Origin of the sequence: Desulforamulus putei DSM 12395 (assembly GCF_900129195.1) — a bacterium.
GTDB classification, from domain to species: Bacteria; Bacillota; Desulfotomaculia; order Desulfotomaculales; family Desulfotomaculaceae; genus Desulfotomaculum; species Desulfotomaculum putei.
Map to the genome: position 1 here is coordinate 82,750 of NZ_FQUY01000001.1, position 20,999 is coordinate 103,748.

The 20,999-nt window shown below is 48.7% G+C and carries 21 protein-coding genes; 9 read left to right on the forward strand and 12 right to left on the reverse strand.

All coding sequences use genetic code 11. The features are described 5' to 3' along the window. Nucleotides 1–12 precede the first annotated feature (12 nt). Genes glgD through malQ form a run of 4 tightly spaced genes read left to right on the forward strand, consistent with a single transcriptional unit; the run spans nt 13 to nt 6,069 of the window. The gene (gene glgD, locus BUB67_RS00325) at nt 13–1,128 is read left to right on the forward strand and encodes a glucose-1-phosphate adenylyltransferase subunit GlgD (protein ID WP_073233956.1); all 1,116 of its coding nucleotides are present in this window, start codon (nt 13–15) and stop codon (nt 1,126–1,128) included. A gap of 19 nt (nt 1,129–1,147) precedes the next feature. Further along, nucleotides 1,148–2,617 carry a glycogen synthase GlgA gene (glgA, locus tag BUB67_RS00330; RefSeq protein WP_073233959.1) on the forward strand — a complete coding sequence of 490 codons (1,470 nt, stop codon included), beginning with the start codon at nt 1,148–1,150 and terminating at the stop codon, nt 2,615–2,617. Continuing rightward, nucleotides 2,618–4,585, forward strand: a complete 1,968-nt coding sequence (locus BUB67_RS00335) for a glycoside hydrolase family 13 protein (RefSeq protein ID WP_073233962.1) — start codon at nt 2,618–2,620, stop codon at nt 4,583–4,585. After that, on the forward strand, nt 4,582–6,069 hold the full coding sequence (gene malQ, locus BUB67_RS00340) for a 4-alpha-glucanotransferase (RefSeq protein ID WP_073233965.1): 1,488 nt from the start codon (nt 4,582–4,584) through the stop codon (nt 6,067–6,069). The genes BUB67_RS00335 and malQ overlap by 4 nt, the downstream gene beginning before the upstream one ends. Before the next feature lie 42 nt (nt 6,070–6,111). On the opposite strand, the gene nadE is transcribed toward malQ, so the two are convergent. The 9 genes from nadE to BUB67_RS00385 all read right to left on the reverse strand — a co-directional run bounded on the left by nadE (nt 6,112) and on the right by BUB67_RS00385 (nt 12,504). After that, nucleotides 6,112–8,022, reverse strand: coding sequence for an NAD(+) synthase (gene nadE / locus BUB67_RS00345; RefSeq protein ID WP_073233968.1), 1,911 nt, complete (start codon nt 8,020–8,022; stop codon nt 6,112–6,114). A gap of 116 nt (nt 8,023–8,138) precedes the next feature. Next, nucleotides 8,139–8,645 (reverse strand): BglII/BstYI family type II restriction endonuclease, encoded by a 507-nt coding sequence (locus tag BUB67_RS00350; protein WP_073235022.1) that lies wholly within the window; start codon nt 8,643–8,645, stop codon nt 8,139–8,141. Nucleotides 8,646–8,796: 151 nt separating this feature from the next. Next, entirely contained in the window at nt 8,797–9,237 is a 441-nt protein-coding gene (locus tag BUB67_RS00355) for a YhcN/YlaJ family sporulation lipoprotein (protein WP_073233971.1), read from the reverse strand. 19 nt (nt 9,238–9,256) lie between these two features. Beyond that, nucleotides 9,257–9,610, reverse strand: coding sequence for a stage V sporulation protein AE (gene spoVAE, locus BUB67_RS00360; RefSeq protein WP_073233975.1), 354 nt, complete (start codon nt 9,608–9,610; stop codon nt 9,257–9,259). 11 nt (nt 9,611–9,621) lie between these two features. Then, entirely contained in the window at nt 9,622–10,629 is a 1,008-nt protein-coding gene (gene spoVAD, locus BUB67_RS00365; RefSeq protein WP_073233978.1) for a stage V sporulation protein AD, read from the reverse strand. 1 nt (nt 10,630) lies between these two features. After that, on the reverse strand, nt 10,631–11,110 hold the full coding sequence (spoVAC, locus tag BUB67_RS00370; protein WP_073233981.1) for a stage V sporulation protein AC: 480 nt from the start codon (nt 11,108–11,110) through the stop codon (nt 10,631–10,633). Nucleotides 11,111–11,120: 10 nt separating this feature from the next. Then, complete coding sequence (locus tag BUB67_RS00375; protein WP_073233984.1) at nt 11,121–11,981, reverse strand: DUF421 domain-containing protein; 861 nt, start codon at nt 11,979–11,981, stop codon at nt 11,121–11,123. Nucleotides 11,982–12,006: 25 nt separating this feature from the next. Then, on the reverse strand, nt 12,007–12,213 hold the full coding sequence (locus tag BUB67_RS00380; RefSeq protein WP_073233987.1) for a DUF1657 domain-containing protein: 207 nt from the start codon (nt 12,211–12,213) through the stop codon (nt 12,007–12,009). Nucleotides 12,214–12,297: 84 nt separating this feature from the next. Continuing rightward, nucleotides 12,298–12,504, reverse strand: a complete 207-nt coding sequence (locus BUB67_RS00385; protein WP_073233990.1) for a DUF1657 domain-containing protein — start codon at nt 12,502–12,504, stop codon at nt 12,298–12,300. Between the two features lie 192 nt (nt 12,505–12,696). Between BUB67_RS00385 and BUB67_RS00390 the strand changes: the two genes are divergently transcribed. Both BUB67_RS00390 and BUB67_RS00395 read left to right on the forward strand, forming a co-directional pair. Continuing rightward, nucleotides 12,697–13,377, forward strand: coding sequence for a DUF421 domain-containing protein (locus tag BUB67_RS00390; RefSeq protein WP_073233993.1), 681 nt, complete (start codon nt 12,697–12,699; stop codon nt 13,375–13,377). Nucleotides 13,378–13,409: 32 nt separating this feature from the next. Then, the gene (locus BUB67_RS00395; protein ID WP_073233996.1) at nt 13,410–13,790 is read left to right on the forward strand and encodes a DUF4363 family protein; all 381 of its coding nucleotides are present in this window, start codon (nt 13,410–13,412) and stop codon (nt 13,788–13,790) included. A gap of 118 nt (nt 13,791–13,908) precedes the next feature. Here BUB67_RS00395 and BUB67_RS00400 read toward each other — a convergent pair whose 3' ends face one another. Next, a complete protein-coding gene (locus BUB67_RS00400) occupies nt 13,909–15,186 on the reverse strand; it encodes an ArsB/NhaD family transporter (protein WP_073233999.1) in 1,278 nt (425 codons plus the stop codon). 462 nt (nt 15,187–15,648) lie between these two features. Between BUB67_RS00400 and htpG the strand changes: the two genes are divergently transcribed. The 3 genes from htpG to BUB67_RS00415 all read left to right on the forward strand — a co-directional run bounded on the left by htpG (nt 15,649) and on the right by BUB67_RS00415 (nt 18,649). Then, nucleotides 15,649–17,496 (forward strand): molecular chaperone HtpG, encoded by a 1,848-nt coding sequence (gene htpG, locus BUB67_RS00405; protein ID WP_073234001.1) that lies wholly within the window; start codon nt 15,649–15,651, stop codon nt 17,494–17,496. Between the two features lie 176 nt (nt 17,497–17,672). Next, entirely contained in the window at nt 17,673–18,080 is a 408-nt protein-coding gene (locus BUB67_RS00410) for a secondary thiamine-phosphate synthase enzyme YjbQ (protein WP_073234004.1), read from the forward strand. A gap of 38 nt (nt 18,081–18,118) precedes the next feature. Further along, on the forward strand, nt 18,119–18,649 hold the full coding sequence (locus BUB67_RS00415) for a macro domain-containing protein (RefSeq protein WP_073235025.1): 531 nt from the start codon (nt 18,119–18,121) through the stop codon (nt 18,647–18,649). 75 nt (nt 18,650–18,724) lie between these two features. Here the strand turns inward: BUB67_RS00415 and BUB67_RS00420 are convergent, their stop codons facing one another. Together BUB67_RS00420 and BUB67_RS00425 are read right to left on the reverse strand one after the other, a co-directional pair. After that, entirely contained in the window at nt 18,725–20,158 is a 1,434-nt protein-coding gene (locus BUB67_RS00420) for a substrate-binding domain-containing protein (RefSeq protein WP_073234007.1), read from the reverse strand. Between the two features lie 244 nt (nt 20,159–20,402). Beyond that, nucleotides 20,403–20,996, reverse strand: coding sequence for a DUF5317 domain-containing protein (locus BUB67_RS00425; protein ID WP_073234010.1), 594 nt, complete (start codon nt 20,994–20,996; stop codon nt 20,403–20,405). Nucleotides 20,997–20,999: the final 3 nt, after the last annotated feature.

Below are 20,999 nucleotides of genomic sequence, written 5' to 3' on the forward strand. Positions count from 1 at the left end.
AGGGGTGATCGCATGAAGAATGTCATGGGGATTATCAATCTTATGGAAGATGAGGAATTTTTAAAGGAAATCAGTCACCATCGCCCAGCGGCTGCGGTACCCTTTGGGGGCCGCTACCGGATGATTGATTTTGTCCTGTCCAATATGGTAAATTCAGGGATCCGCAATGTAGGCATCATTGTGCAGCATAAATACCGGGCCCTCATGGATCACCTGGGCAACGGTAAAGAATGGGATTTGGACCGGAAGAGGGACGGGTTGTTTTACCTCCCCCCGGGCCAGGGCTGCCAACAGGGAAGTTACAGGTGGGATTTGCGGCATTTTCACACTCACCTGGATTATCTCCAATACAGCCGGCAAAAATATATTCTCATTTCCGGCAGCAATATGATTTGTAACATAGACTACCGGGATGCCTTTCAATTTCATCAGGCCATGAATGCGGACATTACCATTCTATATAAGGATATGGAAAACACAGGTGAGGATTTATCCCGGTGTCACATGGTGGAAACGGCGGAGGACGGGCGCATTATTGATCTGGAAATAAACCCGAACAAAATGAGGGGTTCAAAAATGTCTATGGAAATGTGCATCATGGAAAAATCGCTGCTGGTTGAGTTGATTCACCGGTGTTACTCCCGGGGGGAATGCGACCTGGTGAGGGACGGGTTTATTCGCAATCTTAATCGTTTGAGGATTTATGGTTTCCCCTACCAGGGTTATCTGGCCCATATTGATTCCATTCAAAGTTATTACAACCATAGCATGGAGTTACTGAGGCCGGAAATTTGGCAGCAATTGTTCTTTGATAAAGGACTTATTATAACCAAAGTGAAAGACGGGGCCCCTACCAAATACAGCAAGGGCTCCCGGGTTCACAACGCTCTCATTGCCAACGGTTGCATTATTGAAGGTACGGTGGAAAACAGCATCATTTTCAGAGGGGTTAAAATAGGGCAGGGCGCCCACATAAAGGACAGCATCATCATGCAGAAATGTAAGATTGAAGAAGGGGCATTGGTGGAGAACGTCATTGCGGACAAAGAGGTAACCATTACCAAGGGAAAACATTTGAAGGGAGAGAAAAATTACCCCATGGTCATTATGAAAAAAACCGTCATTTAAGTGGGAGGTGAAGAGGACGATGAAAGTGCTGTTTGTGGCCTCCGAAGGGGTTCCCTTTGCGAAAACCGGGGGTTTGGCAGATGTCATCGGTTCCCTGCCGAGGGCCTTGATCAACCAGGGGCTGGATGTGCGGGTGGTTTTGCCCAAATATGGCGTTATTCCGTTACATTATCGGAACAGTATGGTTTGTAAAAAAACCTTCACAGTGCCCCTGGGGTGGCGAAATGTCTATTGCGGCCTGGAACAACTGGAACATGAAGGGATTACCTATTACTTTATCGATAACGAGTATTATTTTAAAAGACAGGGCCTTTACGGCTTCCGGGATGATGCAGAGCGGTATGCCTTTTTCTGCCGAGCGGTGCTGGAGTCCTTGCCCCACCTGGGTTTTGTTCCCCGGATTCTCCACTGTCATGATTGGCACACCGGTATGATCAGTGTTTTTTTGCAGGCCCATTACGGGAATCATCCCTTTTATAAAGACATCCGTACGGTTTTCACCGTTCACAATTTGCAATACCAGGGGGTATTTCCTAAAGACATTTTAGGAGACATTCTGGATTTAGGCGAAGAATATTTTACCCTGGACGGGGTGGAATTTTACGGCCAGGTCAGTTTTATCAAGGGCGGTTTAAATTATTCCCATATACTGACCACCGTCAGTGAGACCTACGCCCGGGAAATTCAGACCCCCTATTATGGCGAGCAATTGGACGGGTTGCTCAGGCATCGCCGTGACCGTTTGCATGGGATTGTGAACGGCATCGATACGGATTACTATAATCCTGCCACCGACCCGCATATTTTTGTCCATTATTCATGGGAAACCCCGGAAAAAAAGCAGGATAATAAAAAATATTTACAGGAAATCCTGTGCCTGCCGACACGGCATGACATTCCGCTGCTGGGACTGGTTTCAAGGCTGGTCAGCCAGAAGGGTCTGGACTTAATTGCCTGTGTATTGGAAGAAATCCTGTCCATGGATGTACAGCTGGTGGTGCTGGGTACGGGAGAAAAACGATACGAGGAATTATTTCAACATGCCGCCGGAAGATATCCGGAGAAAGTGTCTGCCAACATCATGTTTGGCAACACTCTGGCCCATCGTATCTATGCCGGTTCGGATCTCTTCCTCATGCCGTCTCTCTTTGAACCCTGCGGCATCGGGCAACTGATTGCCTTGCGCTATGGTTCCATACCGGTGGTCAGGGAAACCGGGGGCTTAAAGGATACGGTACAACCCTATAATGAATACACCGGGGAAGGAAACGGTTTTAGTTTTACCAATTATAATGCCCATGACTTCCTTTATACCCTGAAAAGGGCAGTTCATTTTTATCACCAAGGGCCGGTTTGGTCAAAAATCCTGGTAAATGCTATGAAAAGTGACTACAGCTGGTATAAATCAGCCCAAAAATATCAAGACTTGTATAAGAAACTGGTCATGGATGCCGAGGAGTCCAAAACCCAAGATAGGCAGATGATATGAATGAATCATCAGTGGATTTTTCACGATTCCCATCAATCATTGTTTCGCAGCCCCTTTGGGGCTGTTCCTTGTCATGCAAAAATCAGGCTGGCCGTTGCAATAAATTCCAGAGATCCGTTGGACAGTGTCATTTTGCGCTTGTGGAAGTATGGCCGTGAGGAAGAGAAGATTCCTATGCAGCCGGTGGAAGATGTCGGGGAGAAAAAGCTTTACCGGGCGGAAATAATGGCCCCACCCAGGCAGGGGCTGTTGTGGTACTACTTTATCATTGTTCAAAGGGGTAGGACCTTTTACTATGGCAACAACCCCCGCAACCTGGGAGGGGTAGGCCGGATTTATGATCATGAACCGCCCTCCTATCAGGTTACGGTGTATAAGGAAGATAACGCCACCCCGCACTGGTTCAAGGAAGCTGTCATGTACCAGATCTTTGTAGATCGTTTTTGCAACGGTCATGAAGAAGGAAAAATTTTAAACCCTAAGAAACACTGTATGATTTATCCCAGTTGGGACGCCGTGCCGCAATACGGCCGGGACCCGCTCACCGGCAAGACAATATGTTTCGACATCTTCGGAGGGAATTTACTGGGCGTCTTGAAAAAGCTCCCGTATTTAAAGGAACTGGGCATCAGTGTTATTTATCTCAATCCCATCTTTGAGGCTGCCAGCAGTCATAAATATGACACCGGGGACTATAAAAAAATTGATCCTATGTTCGGCGACAACCGGTTGTTCCAAGAACTGTGCGCCAAAGCCCGGGACATGGGGATTTCCATTATCCTGGACGGGGTTTTCAGCCATACCGGCAGTGACAGTGTTTATTTTAACCGGGAAGGCAATTATCCATCTGTAGGGGCCTACCAGTCCAAGGATTCTCCCTATTACCCCTGGTATCGCTTTATCGAGCACCCCCACAAATACGAGTGCTGGTGGGGTATCGAAACCTTGCCCAATGTCAATGAACTGGACCCTTCCTACCAGGAATTTATCATCACAGGAGAAGACAGTGTTATTAAATACTGGATGAAAATGGGGGCCAAAGGTTGGCGGCTGGATGTGGTGGATGAGTTGCCCGATGAATTTGTGAAAAAGATCCGTGCCACCATGAAACAATTGGACCCCGAGTCGGTGCTGATCGGCGAAGTGTGGGAAGACGCTTCCAATAAGGTGAGTTACGGGGAAATGCGGCAGTACCTGCTGGGAGAGGAATTGGATTCCGTCATGAATTATCCTTTCCGCAGCGCCTGGTTGGACTTTATGACCGGCAGAAGTAATGCCCAGGAGCTTCATCTTCGTTTGATGAGCCTGTATGAAAATTACCCGCTGGAGCAATTTTACTCCGCCATGAACTTAATTGGCAGTCATGATGTGGAGCGGGTTCTCACCCTTTTAAGCGGGGCACCGGCGGAAGAAACGCTGTCCAAAGAGGAACAGGCCCGGTTTACGTTAAGCAATGAGCAAAAGAGGCTGGGCATTGCCCGGTTAAAACTGCTTTCTCTGGTTCAAATGACTTTTCCGGGGGTGCCCTGTATTTATTACGGGGACGAGGCAGGCATGCACGGGTACAGGGACCCCTTAAACCGCGCCACCTATCCCTGGGGCAAAGAAAACCAGGAACTGCTGGCCTGGTACAAAAAAGTGATCGGCTATAGAAACCGGTATGACGTGCTGAAAACAGGTCGCTGGCTGCCGGTCTATTCCCAGGGGCAGGTTTACGGCTATCTAAGAATTATCAGCCAGGGGAAAGACGTATTCAACCGTCCCAAAAAAGACAACGTTGCCCTGGTTATGGTAAATGCCGGTACGGAAAGGGAGGTCAACCTCTCTGTCAACCTGGGCTGCCGGTGCAGCGGCAGTCTGTTTGATTTGCTGCAGGAGGGCCGGCAATATCCCGTCAAAGACGGGTACCTGCATCTTACACTGGGACCTCTGGAGGGGAAATTATTCATGGACGGGGGATTGAAATGACGTTTAAAAGGCAAAGTGGCATTCTGCTCCATCCAACCTCATTACCGTCCCCCTACGGAATCGGGGATTTAGGAAAGGAAGCCTGTGCATTTGTGGATTTCCTTAGCCGCAGCAGGCAGAAGCTCTGGCAGGTGCTTCCTTTGCATCCCCCAGGGTACGGTGAATCTCCCTTTCAGAGTTTTTCCGCCTTTGCGGGAAATCCCCTGTTGATCAGTATTGACCGGCTAAGGGAAGAGGGGTTGCTAACACAGCAGGATATCGACCCGCTGCCTGGCTTTTCTGACAACAGGGTAGAATTTGCCCGGGTAAGGGAATATAAAGACGGTTTGCTGAGAAAGGCCTTCGCTGTTTTTCATAGTGGCCTAAAACCTTACGAATACCATGAGTTTATCGCCGGAGCGCACTGGCTTGCGGACTATGCCCTATTTATGGCTCTTAAACAGTATTTCGGCGGGCTCCCCTGGAACCGCTGGGACCCGTCCATTGCACTGCGGCAAAGGGAGGCCATGGAACATTTCCGCCAACTGCTGCAGGAAGAGATTGCCTACCAGTGTTTTTTGCAGTTTACCTTCTTTACCCAGTGGATGGAGTTAAAGAAGTATGCCAATGACCGTGGCATAAAAATAATCGGCGATTTGCCCATATTTATTTCTTACGACAGCAGTGATGCCTGGGCCAATCCCCGGTTGTTTGAACTGGACGAACTGGGGAACCCGGCCAAAGTGGCCGGTGTGCCGCCAGACTATTTCAGTGCAACCGGTCAGCTGTGGGGGAATCCTCATTACCGGTGGACGGAAATGGAAAAGGATGACTACCTCTGGTGGAGACAAAGGTTTAAACTATTGTTAGAAACGGTGGATATCATCCGTATCGACCACTTTCGGGGTTTTGAGGCCTACTGGGAAATCCCCGCCGGGGAGGAAACGGCCATCAACGGTAGGTGGGTAAAGGGCCCAGGCAAAAAATTTTTCTCCACCATCATCCGGTACCTGGGGGAAATTCCTGTCATTGCGGAGGACCTGGGGATTATCACGCCGGAGGTGGTGAAATTAAAGAACCACTTCAACTTCCCCGGCATGAAGATCTTGCAATTTAACCTGAACCAAAATGAAAAAGAAGAGTTTCTGCCCCATTATTATGAGCCCAACTCGGTGGTCTACACGGGCACCCACGACAATGATACCACCGTCGGCTGGTACAAGAAACTGCTGCCGGGGGACGTTGAATTTCTGACAGAGTACCTGGGCCTGGAGCCGGCCATGAGGGCAGAGGAAATTTGCTGGCGGCTAATTGAAGTAGCTTTCCGAAGTCAATCAAACATGGCCATCATCCCGCTGCAGGATGTCCTTTGCCTGGACAGTGAGGCCCGCATGAATTATCCCGGCACCGTGGGCGGCAACTGGCAGTGGCGGTTTAAGCAAGGGGACATCACTCCGGACATAGAAGAGAAATTGGCTGCCCTGACCATGGCCAGCGGCAGGTAAAAGAAGGGTGCCGGTAGTTTAATTCAACAACCGGCGCCCTGGTTAATTCTCACCTAACAATTTCTTCTTTAATTCCCGGTATCGCCTGGTATAATAGGCTCCGTTTTGGGCTTCCCTGTGGTCGAAGCCGAAGGCTCTGCGGCTGACGGCCAGGATGGGCGGGGCCTGGATTCTTTTGGCCACTCCAATGCCGTTATAGAGATTCCACCAGCGTTCCAAATCGGCGATAAATTCTCCGGGGGTGGGGAACAGTTCCTTCACCAGTCCCGGCCTGCAGCCCAGTTTTTCTTCCAGCACGCCCTCGTCATACCAGTGGAGGATGTCTTCCGGGGTGGCCCTGTCCCACCACTGGACGAAGGAGCGGAACAGGTAATCATGGTACGGGTAGGCGATGGGGTCCCCCTTGCCTTCATCAACTGCCTGTTCAAAACTAAGTTCCGCACTGGGTACAATATCCATAATGCCCCGGGGGATGACTTCCCGCCGGTACACTTCATCGTTCAGGTAGCGGGCCAGAGCATAGACCTGGTGCTTCCAGAGGTCGGCAATGGCTGCCAGAAATCCTGACTGGTCGCCATACAGGGTGGAATACCCTACGGTGGTTTCCGCTTTGTTGGCGTTGCAGGTGAACCCCCCGCCAAAGGCGGCGGCCACTGCCGCCAGGATCCTTGCGGAGCGGTCCCTGGCCTGAATGTTTTCCGACATGAAGGGAGTTATCTTCAGGTAAAACTCCTCCCCGGTCACGGGGTTGATCACCGGAGTGCTTTCGATTTGTTTGATGGTATAATCCACCGAATCCTGAATCGGTAATTCAGTATAAGAGCAATTTAAATTTTGCGCCAGCTGCCGGGCCAGGTTGCGGGTGGTTTGGGAGTTGTACCGGCTGGGCATGTTGACCAGCAACAGGTTTTCCGGCCCTATGGCCTTTGCGTACATGGCGGCGGATACGGCAGAGTCAATGCCGCCGGAAATGCCGATGACAACCTTTTTCATGCCAATGGCGGCGGTAAACTTTTTAATGCCGTAGTGCAGGGCCCGGTAGATAAAACCAATATCGTTGTCCTCCGGCACTTCCAGAGGGGGCGAGGCTGTGCCGCCGGAGGCCAGATCCAGTTCAACCATGCCCAAACTTTGTCTAAAGGCTGGCTGACTGTAATAAATAACTTCCCCGTTTTTGTTGTAGACGGTGCTGGAGCCGTCAAAGGTATAAACGGTCTTGCCGTTATTTTGAATTCCAACGTTATTAACATAGATCAAGGGGACGCCTGTTTCCCGGGCCTGTTTGGAAAAGACCCGGTTCCGTTTGCTGTTTTTGCCCAAGGTAAAGGGAGAGCTGGAGATGTTGACAAACAGGTTGACGCCGCCCCTTTTCTGAATGGCGGCCATGGGCTTGGTAAAGTAGTCCTCAGCCCAACCGTCTTCACATAAAACGCAGCCTAAACCCACCTGTTTGCCATGTACAGGCAGATAAACAGGGGTTAACAGATCCTCCGGCGTTTTTCCCAGCTCCTGGGCCAGTTTCCGCAGGCTGTAGAAGTGGCGGTCATCATCAAATTCCCGGTAGTTGGGCTGCAGGGTTTTAATTCTGAGAGGGTAGGGGAAGTTTTCGCCGCCCCATAATTTGCCGTCCCGGGCGATAAAAAAGGCATTGTATTTGCGAACCCTGCCGTCGTCTCCTTTTTTCTCCCAGTCAACCCCCACGTTGCCGAAAAGGACGGTAAGGTGGGCCGAAGCATCGATGATTTCTTTGCCGTATTCCTCACAGTCCCTGAGAAAGGACCTTTGTTCCCAGGTATCTCCCAGCAAGTAGCCGGGGATGGACATTTCGGGAAAGATGATCATGTGGGCCCCTGCGTCCCGGGCTTGTCCAATCATTTCCAACATAGTCCGGGTATTCAAATCCGGGCGGCCGGGGACGATCTCCATTTGGCCCAGCGCTATTTTAAGTTTCAAAACCATCGCCTCTTTTTGTTATTAAAGTCTGGTTATAGCTTGCCCTTATGGCAAGGATTAAATTAAAGAATGCCCGGTCCGGGCGGCACGGGCATTCTTTGAAGTTCTCTTGACGGCTACGCCACGTCAATTCCCACTAAATAAATAGGCAGCCGGAAGTCGGTTTTAAAATGCCGCAGGTAGCGATCCGCTTTTTCAAAATTCATGGCGCCGGCCCAGTTATGGTGATAGATGTTGTACATTTGTTTTTGGAATTTCTTTGTTGTAACGATAAAAATGCCTACATCAATTCTATCTGAATGATGGGAGGAAGACAACTGGAACTTAAGGAGGTTATGTCCCATGAGGGAGGCGTGGCGAAAACCGATTTCCAATCCTATATTGTGTTTTGTTAATTCTATTGCAGCAAAGGGATTAACGGGTTCATGAAAAGGTGAAGGGGAATGCTGCCAGCCGTAGGTTTTAAACAATTCTCTCAGAATATGGTTATAGTGAGAACGTGACAGAGAGGACAGATCAATGTCAGAGCTTAATAAAATCTCCTCAATTTCCTTTAAAAGGGGGCTGTTTGTTAAAATTTCATTGGCCGACCGGTAGGAATTTTTTTGTAATTGTAATCTCATGACCCTCACCCGACCCTTCGATATATTTTTTATAATAATTTCCATAGAATTTTAAATTTTCCTTCTATTATAGCGAAAAATAATAATAGTTTAATAAAAATATTTTTGGCATGTTCCCCCTAGAACCGAAATAGGAAGGCACGGGCCTTCCTTAACCTTTCATGGCTTTATTGATCTTTTCTACCTTTTGTTGCAGTTCCGTTCCGGACTTGACCTTATGTTCCTTGATTTGTTTTTCTATTTGCTGCAGTTGAGAAAATAACTTCTTGTCTGAAGTGACATAAACTTCATATTCGTCGCTGCTTAAAAGAATCTTCTTGTGTACTTCTTCCTTAATGGACTGCAATTTTAAACGGTTAAAACCGCTTACTTTAATGGCGGTAGAAATGTTTTTGTCAATGACCACGGCGACGGCATCCTCCACACCCTTTACGGACATGGCGGCCTGTTTGGCTTTCTCAGCCAGTTCCGGGTTGATTTCCACCTGCTTTGCACTTTGTTTGCCCTCAGGTTTTTTCTGAGGCTGTGTTTGGCAGCCGGTCATTGACAGGATGAATATAATCATCAAAATGACCTTTAAGATATTTTTCATATGATCACCTTTTTCTCTTTTACCCCCTGGGTCGGACCAACAGGGAGGCCAGAAATCCGAAAATAATGGCAGCGGAGATACCTGCGCTGGTTACTTCAAAGATGCCGGTCAGGATACCCACCAGTCCGGTGCTTTCGGCTTCTGCCAAGGCCCCGTGCACCAGGGAATTGCCAAAGCTGGTGATGGGGACTGTGGCGCCGGCGCCGGCAAAATCGATCAGGGGCTCGTAGAGTCCCAACCCCCCCAGTACAGCCCCCACCACCACCAGCAGACTCATGGTGTGAGCAGGGGTCAGTTTACCAACATCCATTAACAGCTGTCCTATGACACAAATGAGCCCGCCCACCACAAAGGCCCAGAGATAAACTTCCAAAGAAATCACCCCTACCCGTTATACTCGATGGCCACAGCGTGCGCGATACAGGGAATACTTTCCTTCTGCTGGTAAGATAAAGGAGACAGCAGAGCGCCGGTTGCTACAATAAGGACCTTTTTAAGTTCCCCCTTTTTCATTCTGTTCAAGATGTGCCCGTAAGCCACGACGGCTGCACAGCCGCAACCGCTGCCGCCTGCCATGACCGGCTGGTCCTCGCCGTAGATCAAGATGCCGCAGTCCGTAAAAATTTCCTCCGGAATCTCAAGTCCGTGTTTGATTAACAGGTCTCTGGCAATTTGATGTCCCACCCGGGCCAGGTCGCCGGTGGCAATGAGATCGTATTCTTCCGGGGAAATGCCGAGGTCCCTGAAATGGGCCGTCAGCGTGTCCACCGCTGCCGGCGCCATGGCTGCACCCATGTTAAAGGGATCGCTCAACCCCATATCCACAACCCTGCCGATGGTGGCCGAAGTTACCTTTGGCCCGTCTCCTGCAGGGCCCAACAGGGCTGCGCCCGCCGCGGTGGCTGTCCATTGGGCTGTGGGGGGCTTTTGGGCGCCATACTCCGTGGGATATCTGAATTGTTTTTCCACCGCCGGATTGTGACTGGCGGTGCCGCATAACACATAATCGGCGGATTTGCTGTCAACCAGGAGCGCTCCCATGGACAGGCTCTGCATGGAAGTTGAACAAGCGCCGAACAGTCCTATGTAGGGGACGGCCAGGCTTCGCGCGGCAAAGCTGCTGGAAATGATTTGGTTTAACAAATCACCGCCTAGGAAAAATTGGATATCCTGTTTTTGCAGGCCGGCCTTGCGGATAGCAATTTCAAAGGCTTCTTCCATCATCTTTTTTTCCGCCTTTTCATAACTGTCCTGGCCCAGCCATAAATCACCGTGGACAACGTCGTAGTCATCGGCCAGAGGACCCTTACCCTCAAAGGGTCCCACCACGGTACCGGTGGACAAAATGGTAGGCTTGCTAGGGAAGACCCAGGTTTGATGTCCTTTCAGCATACTAGGCTCCCCCTAACATGGTGAATAATGTTTTGATTAATGCCACCACAAAGGCGGCAAAAACACCGAAGGCAATCACTGAGCCGGCCAGCTTAAACATATTGCCGCCCACACCCAGTACATAGCCCTCCGTACGGTGTTCAATGGCAGCGGAGGCAATGGTATTGGCGAAGCCTGTCACAGGAACCGCTGTGCCGGCGCCTGCCCACTGGGCAATATGGTCATAGACCCCTAGGGAGGTTAAGACAACGGAAATTAGGATCAACACGGCTACCGTGGGGTTTCCTGCTGTTTTCTCCGTAAAGTCAAAGTTCCAAATGAAAAAGTCCGCTATCCCCTGGCCCAGCAAACTGATAAATCCCCCGACAATAAAAGCCTTGAACACATTGGCCAGGACAGGACGTTGCGGTTCCCTGGCCTTGGCAAAGGCCTGGTACTCCTGCTGTACCGGGGTCAGTTTTTTCTTTTTCTTGTTTGACATTTGGTCACCCCTACCTTTTAAGCAAAGGTTTCAGTTCTGCGATTACCGTATCCAATTGTTCGGCACATTCACTGTATATTTCCTTAGCCTTTGGTTGTTTGGTGCCAAGGGCGTACATTTCACAGTCAGCCTGGCATTTTTTCAGCGTGGCATAGGCCAGTTCCTTTGTTTTAGGCTGTGGGACTTGTATGGCATCGTTGAACAGATCCAGATAAAGCTGCCCTACTGAATCAACCTGGGCAATAAATACGTTCTCAGGAGCCACACCGGCTTTCTCCAGTTCAGTATGCAGCCAGTTCCTGTTTAACCCCATGGCCGTCAAAGGTTCATCCATGATGACCCCGTCCAACATTACGGTTTGGGGCACGCTTTCATGGTTTACCTGCAGGCCCAGGGAAGCGGGAGTAACCGGTTGATTTTGTTTTTTGAGAAGGACGCTGACCTCGCCATTGGGTTCCAACATGGCAAACTCCACATCTGCCACCTTAAAGGCATTTTTTTGACGTAATCGACTTAACAGGTCTTCGGGGGTAAAACGGGCATCCAATAACTTATCCTCTAAAACTTTACCGTGGTTAATGAGGACCGTTTCCTTTCCCTGGATAATATCTCGGACCGTCTTGTATTTCAGGGCCATCAGGTATATGCCGATGGGAAGCAGGGTCCAAACCGCCAGGGCTGCCAGTCCGTTGAACGGATTCTCAATGAGGTTTAAGGATATGGCGGCGGCCACCACGCCAATGACGATAACGGTGACCAAATCAAAGAGGGTAAGTTGTGAGGTTTGTCTTTTCCCCATCAGACGGACAAGCAGCAGGACCAGGGCAAATAAACCCAGGGAACGAATAACTACGACTAACCATTCTGGCATCAAGACGCCCCCTTACAAAGATTGCCTAAAGGCCCTTATATTGTGGTTCTTCATATTCCAAGGCCCTGACCCTTTTTTCCAAATTATCAATGACTTGACTTATTCGCCGGGAATTTTTTTCTAACAACTGCCTGTTTTCTTCATTTTGCTCGATTTGATAAAAGGTATCCAGGGTTGCTTTGGTTCCTTTCAGACTGGCTATGGTTTGCTTTACCTGGGAAGCAACGGTCAAACCGGATCACCTCTCGTGGCTTATTTTGCTTAGTTATAGGCGCTTATATACAAGAACCGGGATCAGATGACCCGGTTCTTGTTTTTAGAAACCTTGATATTGGGGTTCTTCTTTTTCCATTTGTTTAATTCTGGGTTCCAGGCTGTCAATGATGGCTTGGGTCTGCTGAGCGGCCTGAGTATACAGATCTTTAGCTTGCTGGTTTTGGGTCTGCAGGGCAAAGGTTTCAAAGCTGGATTGGGCGGCCTTTAGTCCTGCCAGGGTTTGTTTAACTTGGGAAGCAACAGTCATTTGTTTTTACCTCCTCCGGGTATTTAACAATCAATTTCAAAACTATCATGTCCTCCAAGTACCTTTTTTACTCATACTTAAAAAGAGAATTTAACTAAAAGCCGGAGCCGGTATTCGCTTGAAATGTTATGCATAATATGGATTTATCGTGAAATAATTGAAGTCATACTGTGGTATGGGGTGAGTTTATAAATGATCCTAACATTAATAAGAACATTAATTTTATTTACCCTGGTGGTGGTTGCCTTACGGTTGATGGGGAAGCGGCAGATCGGCAAGCTTCAGCCCTACGAGTTGGTCATTATCGTTATGATTGCGGACCTGGCTGCCGTTCCCATGGAAGACATCGGAATTCCCCTGATCAGCGGAATTATTCCCATTCTTACGCTGCTCTTTGTTGAAGTGACCATTTCTTTTCTTTCTTTGAAAAGCGAGCGGCTGCGGGGCGTGGTTTGCGGGACTCCCAGCGTACTGGTGGAAAACGGTAAAATAGTGGAGCCAGAACTTAAAAGGTTAAGATACAACATTAATGACCTGCTGGAACAGCTCCGGGCCAAAAATTTTCCCAACATTGCCGATGTAGAGTTTGCCATCCTGGAAACCAGCGGGGAAATCAGTGTTGTACCTAAATCCCAGAAAAGGCCGGTGAACCCGGCAGACCTTAATATTCCGACCAAATATGAAGGGATTCCCATGACACTGATTATTGACGGGTATGTATTTGATAATAATTTAAACAAAATTAACCTTACCAGGGAATGGTTGAAAAAGGAGTTGCATAAATTTGGCGTTTCTGACTTCAAGCAGGTTTTGTTGGCTAGCCTGGATACCGAGGGCAATCTTTTTTACCAGCTAAAAACCCGGACAGTTTAAACAGCTAAAATATTTTTTAAAGAGGGGGTCCTATGAGGTTATTTTCGGCTTTGTTCATCATGATCGTCCTGGTGGTGGCGCTGGGGCTATGGATAAATCATTCTTTGGAAACCGCCGCCCAAGAGTTATCCGCTAATGTCCGGCAGGTCAGCGAGGAGATAAAACGGTCCCACTGGCAGCAGGCCAACCGGCATATTGAGGTCCTGGAGAAAAACTGGCAGCGAACCGGCAAATGGTGGCCTGTGGTTTTGGATCATCAGGAGATAGACAATATTGAATTTTCCCTGGCCAAGGTGAAAGAATATATTGCATCAAAGGATAAAGTGCAGTCCTTGGCGCAACTGTCTGAATTAAATTTAATGATTTTGCACCTGCCGGAAAAGGAAGCCCTGACCCTTAAAAACATTCTGTAATGGTTACCACAGTCAGCTTACTTTGACTAATTTAGCAAATGGTGATCTTTTTTCAATGACTTGAGCAAGAAAGTCAAGGTAACACAAAGAGCCGGGGGCAGCCCCGACTCCTTGTATGTTATCTCAAATAAAACAGCAGCAGGTAGACCGTACTTATGACAATGGACAAAATCATTAAGGGGAAAGCCACTTTCATAAAGCCAAGAAAGCTTAAGGGTGTTCCCCTTTTTTCAGCCATCCCGGCCACAATGACATTGGCGGCAGCCCCCACCAGAGAACCGTTGCCACCCAGGCAGGCCCCCAGGGCCAGAGACCACCAGAGGGGATCCAGGTTGCTGATGCCGCCCATCTGGCCCATTTGCTGCAGCAAAGGAATCATGGTGGCCACAAAGGGGATGTTATCCACAAAGGCGGAGGCAAGGGCGGAAAGCCATAGAATCAGTAAACCGGTGGAAAGAATTTCCCCGCCTGTTATATGCAATGCGGATTCGGCAATCCAGTGAATGACACCGGACTCTTCCAGCCCGCCCACAACGATAAACAAACCGACAAAGAAGAAAATGGTGGGCCACTCCACAGTCTCTAAAACGTGCTCAGGCTCCTCCCTGGTCATGAGTAGCAGCAAAACTGCGCCGCCCAGGGCGATGGTAGCCGTTGGCATGTGAATGACGCTGTGCAGGGCAAAACCGGCGATGGTTAAAGACAGCGCTATAAGAGACTTCTTTAGAAGCTTCGCATCTTTAATTTCTTCTTCCGGGTTAAGGGCGGTGATTTCAGCCATCCGCTTGGGGTCCGCCTGCAGATCTTTACGATAAATGAAGCGCAAAATGGCAATGGTGACAATGAAAATGACAATTGCCACGGGGGTCAGATTATAAATAAAATCCATGAAGGACAAACCGGCCGGGCCGCTGATCATGATGTTCGGCGGGTCACCGATCAATGTGGCCGTTCCCCCGATGTTACTGGCCATGATTTCAGTGATTAAAAAGGGAACGACATTTACCTGCAGCTGGCGGCAAATGGAAAAGGTAACCGGAACAATCAGCAGCACAGCTGTCACATTATCCAGCAAGGCAGAGGCCGCTGCTGTGATGGTTGCCAGCAAAACCAGCAGTTTTAAGGGGTCTCCCTTTGCGGCCACTGCAGACTTCACTGCCAGGTATTCAAAGACGCCGGTTCTTCTGGTAATGGACACGATAATCATCATGCCCACCAGCAGGCCAATGGTATTCCAGTCAATATAGTGAATGGCCTTTTCCTGCGTTACGATGCCGGTGAAGAGCACCAGCACTGCCCCGGCCAGGGCCACCACGGTGCGCGGCAGTTTTTCCGATACAATGAAGGCATAGGTTATAACAAAAATGATTGAGGCCAGAATAAATTGATTATCCATATTGTACACTCCTTTCAAAAATACTGCATAAATTGGCTGGGAACTATGATTACAAGGTGCTTCACCTCCTGTTTTTGGGCAAAAAAGAAAGGAGGGTAGCCCAAAAAAAAGCTACCCCCCCCGTTAGCTTAAAATCCTTGTGCCAAAAAGAAACAAAAATATCTTGGCACAACACGTCGAGGACATTATTTAGTTCAATAAAATTATAACAAAAGGGAAAAAGGTTGTCTATGAAAAAGACTGGAATATCTATATTTTATTTAAAAAAATCCATATAATTAACTGTACCAGTTCGTTTGGACCGATACCTACGAGAAACTTAACAGTGCCGAATGAGGGGGATGGGAGACCGTCCCTTTTGTTGTGGCAGGAAGGTAGCAAAGTTGACAAGGAAAATTCACACATCTATATTATTTAATGGGAACATTTCACCACTTATCAGTGCAGGAGGTAGGTAAAGAAATGACAGGGCAAGTGAAGGATGAAAGGTTCGAATTTCAAGCCGAAGTGAAGCAGTTGCTGGATATTGTCATTCATTCCCTTTATACTGATCGGGAAATTTTCCTGCGGGAGTTAATTTCAAACGCCGCCGACGCACTGGAAAAACTCCGCTACCAAAAATTAACCAGCCAAGAAATTGTGGATGGGGATCTTCCCCTGGAAATATCCATTGAGTTGGATGAGAAAAATCATACCTTGAAGATCTCGGATACCGGTATCGGTATGACCCGGGACGAGTTGGTGACAAACCTGGGCACCATTGCCCACTCCGGCTCCAGGGCCTTTCTCAAATACTTGGCCGAGGGAGACAAGAAAGATGTTAACCTGATTGGCCGGTTCGGTGTAGGGTTTTATTCTGCCTTTATGGTCGCAGACAAGGTGACAGTGGAAACCCGTTCCTATCAGCCGGGGGCCGCCGGCTGCCTCTGGTCTTCGGAAGGGACCGGCAGTTATACCATTGCTGAAGCAGAGGGGCTGCGCCGGGGAACCAAAATAACGCTGTATTTGAAAGAAGATGCTCGGGAGTTTGCTCGGGAAGCTACGGTTAAAAGAATCATTAAACAGTACTCCGGTTTTGTGCCGTTTCCCATCTTATTAAACGGCGACAAGGTGAATACCGTTCAGGCCATTTGGACCAAAAACAAAAATGAAGTTACAGAAGAAGAGTATAACGAGTTCTACAAATACCTGGCCAATGCCTATGACGAGCCGCTGCTCCGGCTGCATTTTTCCGCAGATGCGCCCCTGACCATTAATGCCCTGCTGTTTGTGCCCAAAGACAACTTTGAGCGCTTTGGTTTTGGCAGGCTGGAACCCGGTGTTAACTTGTACTGCAGAAAGGTGTTAATCCAGCAGCAGTCCAAAGACATCCTGCCCGAATGGCTGCGTTTTGTCAAGGGTGTGGTGGACAGCGAAGAACTGCCGCTGAACATTTCCCGGGAAACCATGCAGGACAGCGCTCTCATGGCCAAGCTGCGTAAAGTGATTACCTCACGTTTCCTTAAATTCCTGCAGGAGCAGGCCAAATCCGAGCCTGAAAAATACAAGGAATTCTGGAAAAATTTCGGGATGTTTATCAAGGAAGGGGCGGCAACTGACTTTACCCACCGCAAAGAATTGGTAGGCCTGTTGAGATTTTCCTCCTCCCGATCCGGCGAGGGGGAACTGGTCTCCCTGAAGGACTATGTCGAAAGAATGAAGGAAGGGCAAAAGGATATTTACTTTATTAACGGGCCCACCAAAGAAGTCATTGAATCCAGCCCTTACCTGGAAGTATTCCAGGATCAGGATATAGAAGTGTTGTTTACCCACGAACCGGTGGAGGACTATATCCTGAGCCAGTTAGGAGAGTTTGAAGGGAAAAAATTGGTATCCATCGACCAGGCCGCACTGGAATTGCCGGGGACCCGGAAGCCTGACGGTGATGCCCTGAACCCGGAGCAGGTGGAAGAACTGACCCGGTGGTTGAAGGAAGTGCTTGGTGATAAGGTCACTGAAGTAAGAGAGTCCAGGCGTCTTTCCACCAGCCCGGCCATCGTACTGAATCCCGATCACCTGACCGGCAGCTTACAGAGAATGATGCAGGTGATGAATAAGGACATCAATGCCATCGGCCCGAAGGTGTTGGAGATCAATACCTCTCACCCGGTTATCAAGCGCTTATGCGAGTTAAGCCGGAAGGACGATTCCTTCGCCAGGTTGGCGGCTGAACAATTATTTGACAATGCCTTAATTTCCGCAGGTTTAATTGTCGACCCCAGGGCAATGGTCCACCGCATGAACCAGATTTTAGAGAAAGCATTGCAATAGACTTACCCAACCCCCCTGTACAGTGAAGTGCGCAGGGGGTTTGGTATGATCTGCTATGATTTTACAAATATATCAATTATTTTTTAAATATCTTCCAAGGCATAGGAGAAGGGTTATCCAAAAGAATGAAGAAGTACCGTATATTATATAATATAAGCTGTTGAGGTGACCGGCGGATGATTTTCCTCAAAGAGTTAAGAGTAAAAACCAATAACCGGCTGGCGTTCATTGATATTTCCGGTCCTGTTTCTCAAGCGGTGGCTGAAACGGGCGTCAGGGAAGGCTCCGTGCTAATATTTATCCCCCATACCACAGCTGCAGTAACCCTTAACGAGAATGCAGATCCGGATGTGATAGAGGATATTAAGGAAATTATTCGGCAACTGGTCCCCCGGGAAGGCCCTTACAGACACCGGGAAGGGAATACAGCCGCTCACATGATGGCCAGTCTCATGGGAAGTTCGCAAAGGATTATCATTCACCAGGGAAAATTACTGCTGGGCACATGGCAGGGCATCTACCTGGCGGAATTTGACGGTCCTAGGGAGCGGCGTGTCATCCTGCAGGTGCAAGGAGATGGTTGACCATCAAGTATAAAAAGTTTCGGGAGGGGTTAATCAAATTGAAAAAGACATTGTCCGGTATTACCGTGGACTGTGTAAAGGGGGACATTGCCGCCCAGAAGGGGTATGATGCGGTGGTTAATGCCGCCAATGCCTGGTTGAGACCGGGAGGAGGGGTGGCCGGTTTTATTCATGCGGCGGCCGGGCCGGGACTGGTGGAAGAGTGCCGGCCGCTGGCGCCCATTAAGCCCGGACAGGCTGTCATAACCAGCGGCTGCAACCTCCCCAACCGCTATGTGATCCATTGTCTCGGGCCGGTATATGGCAAAGACGAACCGGCCGATCAATTGCTGGCTGATTGTTACCGGAATGCCCTCAAGCTGGCAGAACAGCACAAGGTGGTATCCATAGCCTTTCCGGTTATATCCACGGGGGCTTTTGGTTACCCCTTTAAAGAAGCCGTTCAGGTAATTTTAACAACCCTTAAAGAAATGATGCCTCATTTAAAGTCCGTTAAAAGAATTACCTTTGTGACGAGAAACGATGAGAAATACAATATTTTAAAGAAAGAGCTGGCCAATTTTTACTAATACGAAGGGGGTTGGGGCGAACAAAAGGAACCGGCTCCGGGGAGCCGGTTCCTATCAAATCTGCTGTGGGCACAGTTACTGACCGCCGCCCTGCTGGCCCTGTTGACCGCCCTGTTTTTCACTGTCGTCGGCCTGTTCAATCTTTTGAATTTCACCCTCCACTTCCACTTCCATGACCTTACCTTCCTGGGTGACGATTCTTAACTTGGTTTTCTTCCCTTGCTGCCCCTGGCCACCCTGGCCGGAGCCTTCCTGGGATTGACCTTCCGCAGATTGTTCTCCCGCAGAACCTTGCTGCTGGTTGTCCTGCTGTCCCTGCTGTTGTTTCTGCTGTTCCTCTTCTTTCAGTTTACCCCAGCGAGCTTCCAATAAGTGGACCTGACTCTTGTCAATCAAACGCACCGGAATAATTTTGGCAGGGATATCGAAATTGCCGTTTTGTACGCGGGTATCATTGTTCCAGGTGCCTTTGTTGGCCAGGTCCAGGGCTGCCTCCAAGGCGAAATTCGCCAGCAGTTCGGGCATGATATCTACTTCTGCATCGTGCTGACCGGCCGCAAGGGACTGGGAATTTTTGTGATCCGCTCCTACCCCCACCGTGATAACGCGTTTCTCCAACCCTTCACTTCTGAGAACCGAAACTGCTGCGTTTGCCATCGGGCCGTCTGTGGCCAGGATGGCGTCCACAGCACCGCTTTTAAGAGTGTTCATAACTGTCATTCGAGCCATTTCCGGGTCCCCTTTGGGATGCTCAATGACTTTAATCTCTGCAATGTTTTTACTTTGCTGCAGCACGTCCTTGGCGGCGGTGGCAATTAATTGGGATACCGTATCATGGGGATCACCCTTAAGGATTAAAACTTTTACGTTATTTTTAGCCGCTGGACTTTGTTGCTGGTTCTGTTGTCCACCTTGCTGGCCTTGACCGCTCTGCTGCTGACCACTGCCCTGACTGCCCTGCCCTTGACCGCCTTGCTGCTGCCCGCCCTGGCCACCCTGTTGCTGGCCGCCACCCTGGTTGCCCTGGCCCTGACCGTTCATTTGGTTCAAAACAAACCGTCCTTCTAATTCACCGGCCCTGACATGATCGGCGGCCACATAACCGTCCAGAGGCGCGTTAAAAGGAAGCGTTTCTAACCCCACCACTTTAATTTTGGCTTGCATAATTTTGTCCACCAGCTTTGCCCCTTCCCGGGGGTCAACGGTCTGCAAGATAATAGCCTTTACCTTTTGTTTTATTAACTTGTCAACATCCTTTTCCTGTTGGCCGGGATCCATTTTGGCATCGGTAAAGACGAGTTGAACTTTATCCTTTTTACTCCTCTCTTGCATGAATTTTTTGATGCTCTGGTTGCCGTCAAATTCCATGGAGGCCAGACTGACTCCGATTTTTACTTTATTACCGGTTTCGGGTTTTTGCTGAGCTTCTTGTCCGGGACAGCCGGTTATGAAAGTAAAGGAAAACAATAAAAGGGACAACAATACTACCATCCGGGTTGGTTGCTCCATGATTGTCACCTCTTTAAATCGTCTTACATCTATTATTGCTGAAAAGAAAAGAAATATTAGGTTTTTAAAAAAGGTAAAAGGAAAAATGACCAGGATCACAATACATCAGGGCTTTTGTACACCGAACATAAAAAGACCAGGTCGCTTATCTGCGTGCGATCTGGTCTTTTTCCGTTAATCCTCTTTTTTTTTCTCGTGTAAAACCTGGCCCAATCACCGTCGGATATGTTAACCTGTGTTCCATTTAGCGGGTAATTGTATATCTTGTAATCTTATGATTCGGAAAATGGGTGGATTTTAGGTAATGCCAGACAAATATACAGCCGCCAACGGTTAATATGATATCACCGATGCTGAAAACTCTGGTCACCAGAACCCAGTCGGGCATGCGGAATATATCACACAGGTAATAAAATTTTGTGTCAGGTCCGGTAAGGACATAGTTAAAGGCAGGTAAACCCTGGTTAATTTTTTCCAGATCTTCCGCCGTGGCAACAATATGCAGATATTCACGCTTGACCGGCATATACCCGCCGTTAAAGCCAATTGCTAGGGCATTACAAATGAATCCTGTGGCAACCAGGCCAAAACCGCGCAGGCGAAAGTTCAGTAATAAAAAAAGGGCAATTAAAACCAGTGAGATAATATAAAGATAAAAAGCCAGGTTATCAGAGATGCCAAACGTATACCGGAGAGGGGTATGAGTTACTAATTTTATTGTTACTGCAACCACAGGAAGCCATGAATGGCGAATATTTATTTGTTTAAGGTTTTGCAAGGTTCCGCCGGTCATTAATGCAAGAATGATGGTAATAAATACGATTAACACAAAAATCATGGC

What these genes read in the sequence shown, in the direction of transcription:
- malQ (WP_073233965.1), top strand. Translation starts at nt 4,582, where the DNA reads ATGACGTTTAAAAGGCAAAGTGGCATTCTGCTCCATCCAACCTCATTA.
- BUB67_RS00335 (WP_073233962.1), top strand. Translation starts at nt 2,618, where the DNA reads ATGAATCATCAGTGGATTTTTCACGATTCCCATCAATCATTGTTTCGC.
- htpG (WP_073234001.1), top strand. Translation starts at nt 15,649, where the DNA reads ATGACAGGGCAAGTGAAGGATGAAAGGTTCGAATTTCAAGCCGAAGTG.
- BUB67_RS00390 (WP_073233993.1), top strand. Translation starts at nt 12,697, where the DNA reads ATGATCCTAACATTAATAAGAACATTAATTTTATTTACCCTGGTGGTG.
- spoVAC (WP_073233981.1), bottom strand. Translation starts at nt 11,110, where the DNA reads ATGTCAAACAAGAAAAAGAAAAAACTGACCCCGGTACAGCAGGAGTAC.
- BUB67_RS00375 (WP_073233984.1), bottom strand. Translation starts at nt 11,981, where the DNA reads ATGCCAGAATGGTTAGTCGTAGTTATTCGTTCCCTGGGTTTATTTGCC.
- BUB67_RS00355 (WP_073233971.1), bottom strand. Translation starts at nt 9,237, where the DNA reads ATGAAAAATATCTTAAAGGTCATTTTGATGATTATATTCATCCTGTCA.
- BUB67_RS00420 (WP_073234007.1), bottom strand. Translation starts at nt 20,158, where the DNA reads ATGGAGCAACCAACCCGGATGGTAGTATTGTTGTCCCTTTTATTGTTT.
- BUB67_RS00350 (WP_073235022.1), bottom strand. Translation starts at nt 8,645, where the DNA reads ATGAGATTACAATTACAAAAAAATTCCTACCGGTCGGCCAATGAAATT.
- BUB67_RS00410 (WP_073234004.1), top strand. Translation starts at nt 17,673, where the DNA reads ATGATTTTCCTCAAAGAGTTAAGAGTAAAAACCAATAACCGGCTGGCG.
- BUB67_RS00400 (WP_073233999.1), bottom strand. Translation starts at nt 15,186, where the DNA reads ATGGATAATCAATTTATTCTGGCCTCAATCATTTTTGTTATAACCTAT.
- glgD (WP_073233956.1), top strand. Translation starts at nt 13, where the DNA reads ATGAAGAATGTCATGGGGATTATCAATCTTATGGAAGATGAGGAATTT.
- spoVAD (WP_073233978.1), bottom strand. Translation starts at nt 10,629, where the DNA reads ATGCTGAAAGGACATCAAACCTGGGTCTTCCCTAGCAAGCCTACCATT.
- glgA (WP_073233959.1), top strand. Translation starts at nt 1,148, where the DNA reads ATGAAAGTGCTGTTTGTGGCCTCCGAAGGGGTTCCCTTTGCGAAAACC.
- BUB67_RS00425 (WP_073234010.1), bottom strand. Translation starts at nt 20,996, where the DNA reads ATGATTTTTGTGTTAATCGTATTTATTACCATCATTCTTGCATTAATG.
- BUB67_RS00395 (WP_073233996.1), top strand. Translation starts at nt 13,410, where the DNA reads ATGAGGTTATTTTCGGCTTTGTTCATCATGATCGTCCTGGTGGTGGCG.
- BUB67_RS00385 (WP_073233990.1), bottom strand. Translation starts at nt 12,504, where the DNA reads ATGACTGTTGCTTCCCAAGTTAAACAAACCCTGGCAGGACTAAAGGCC.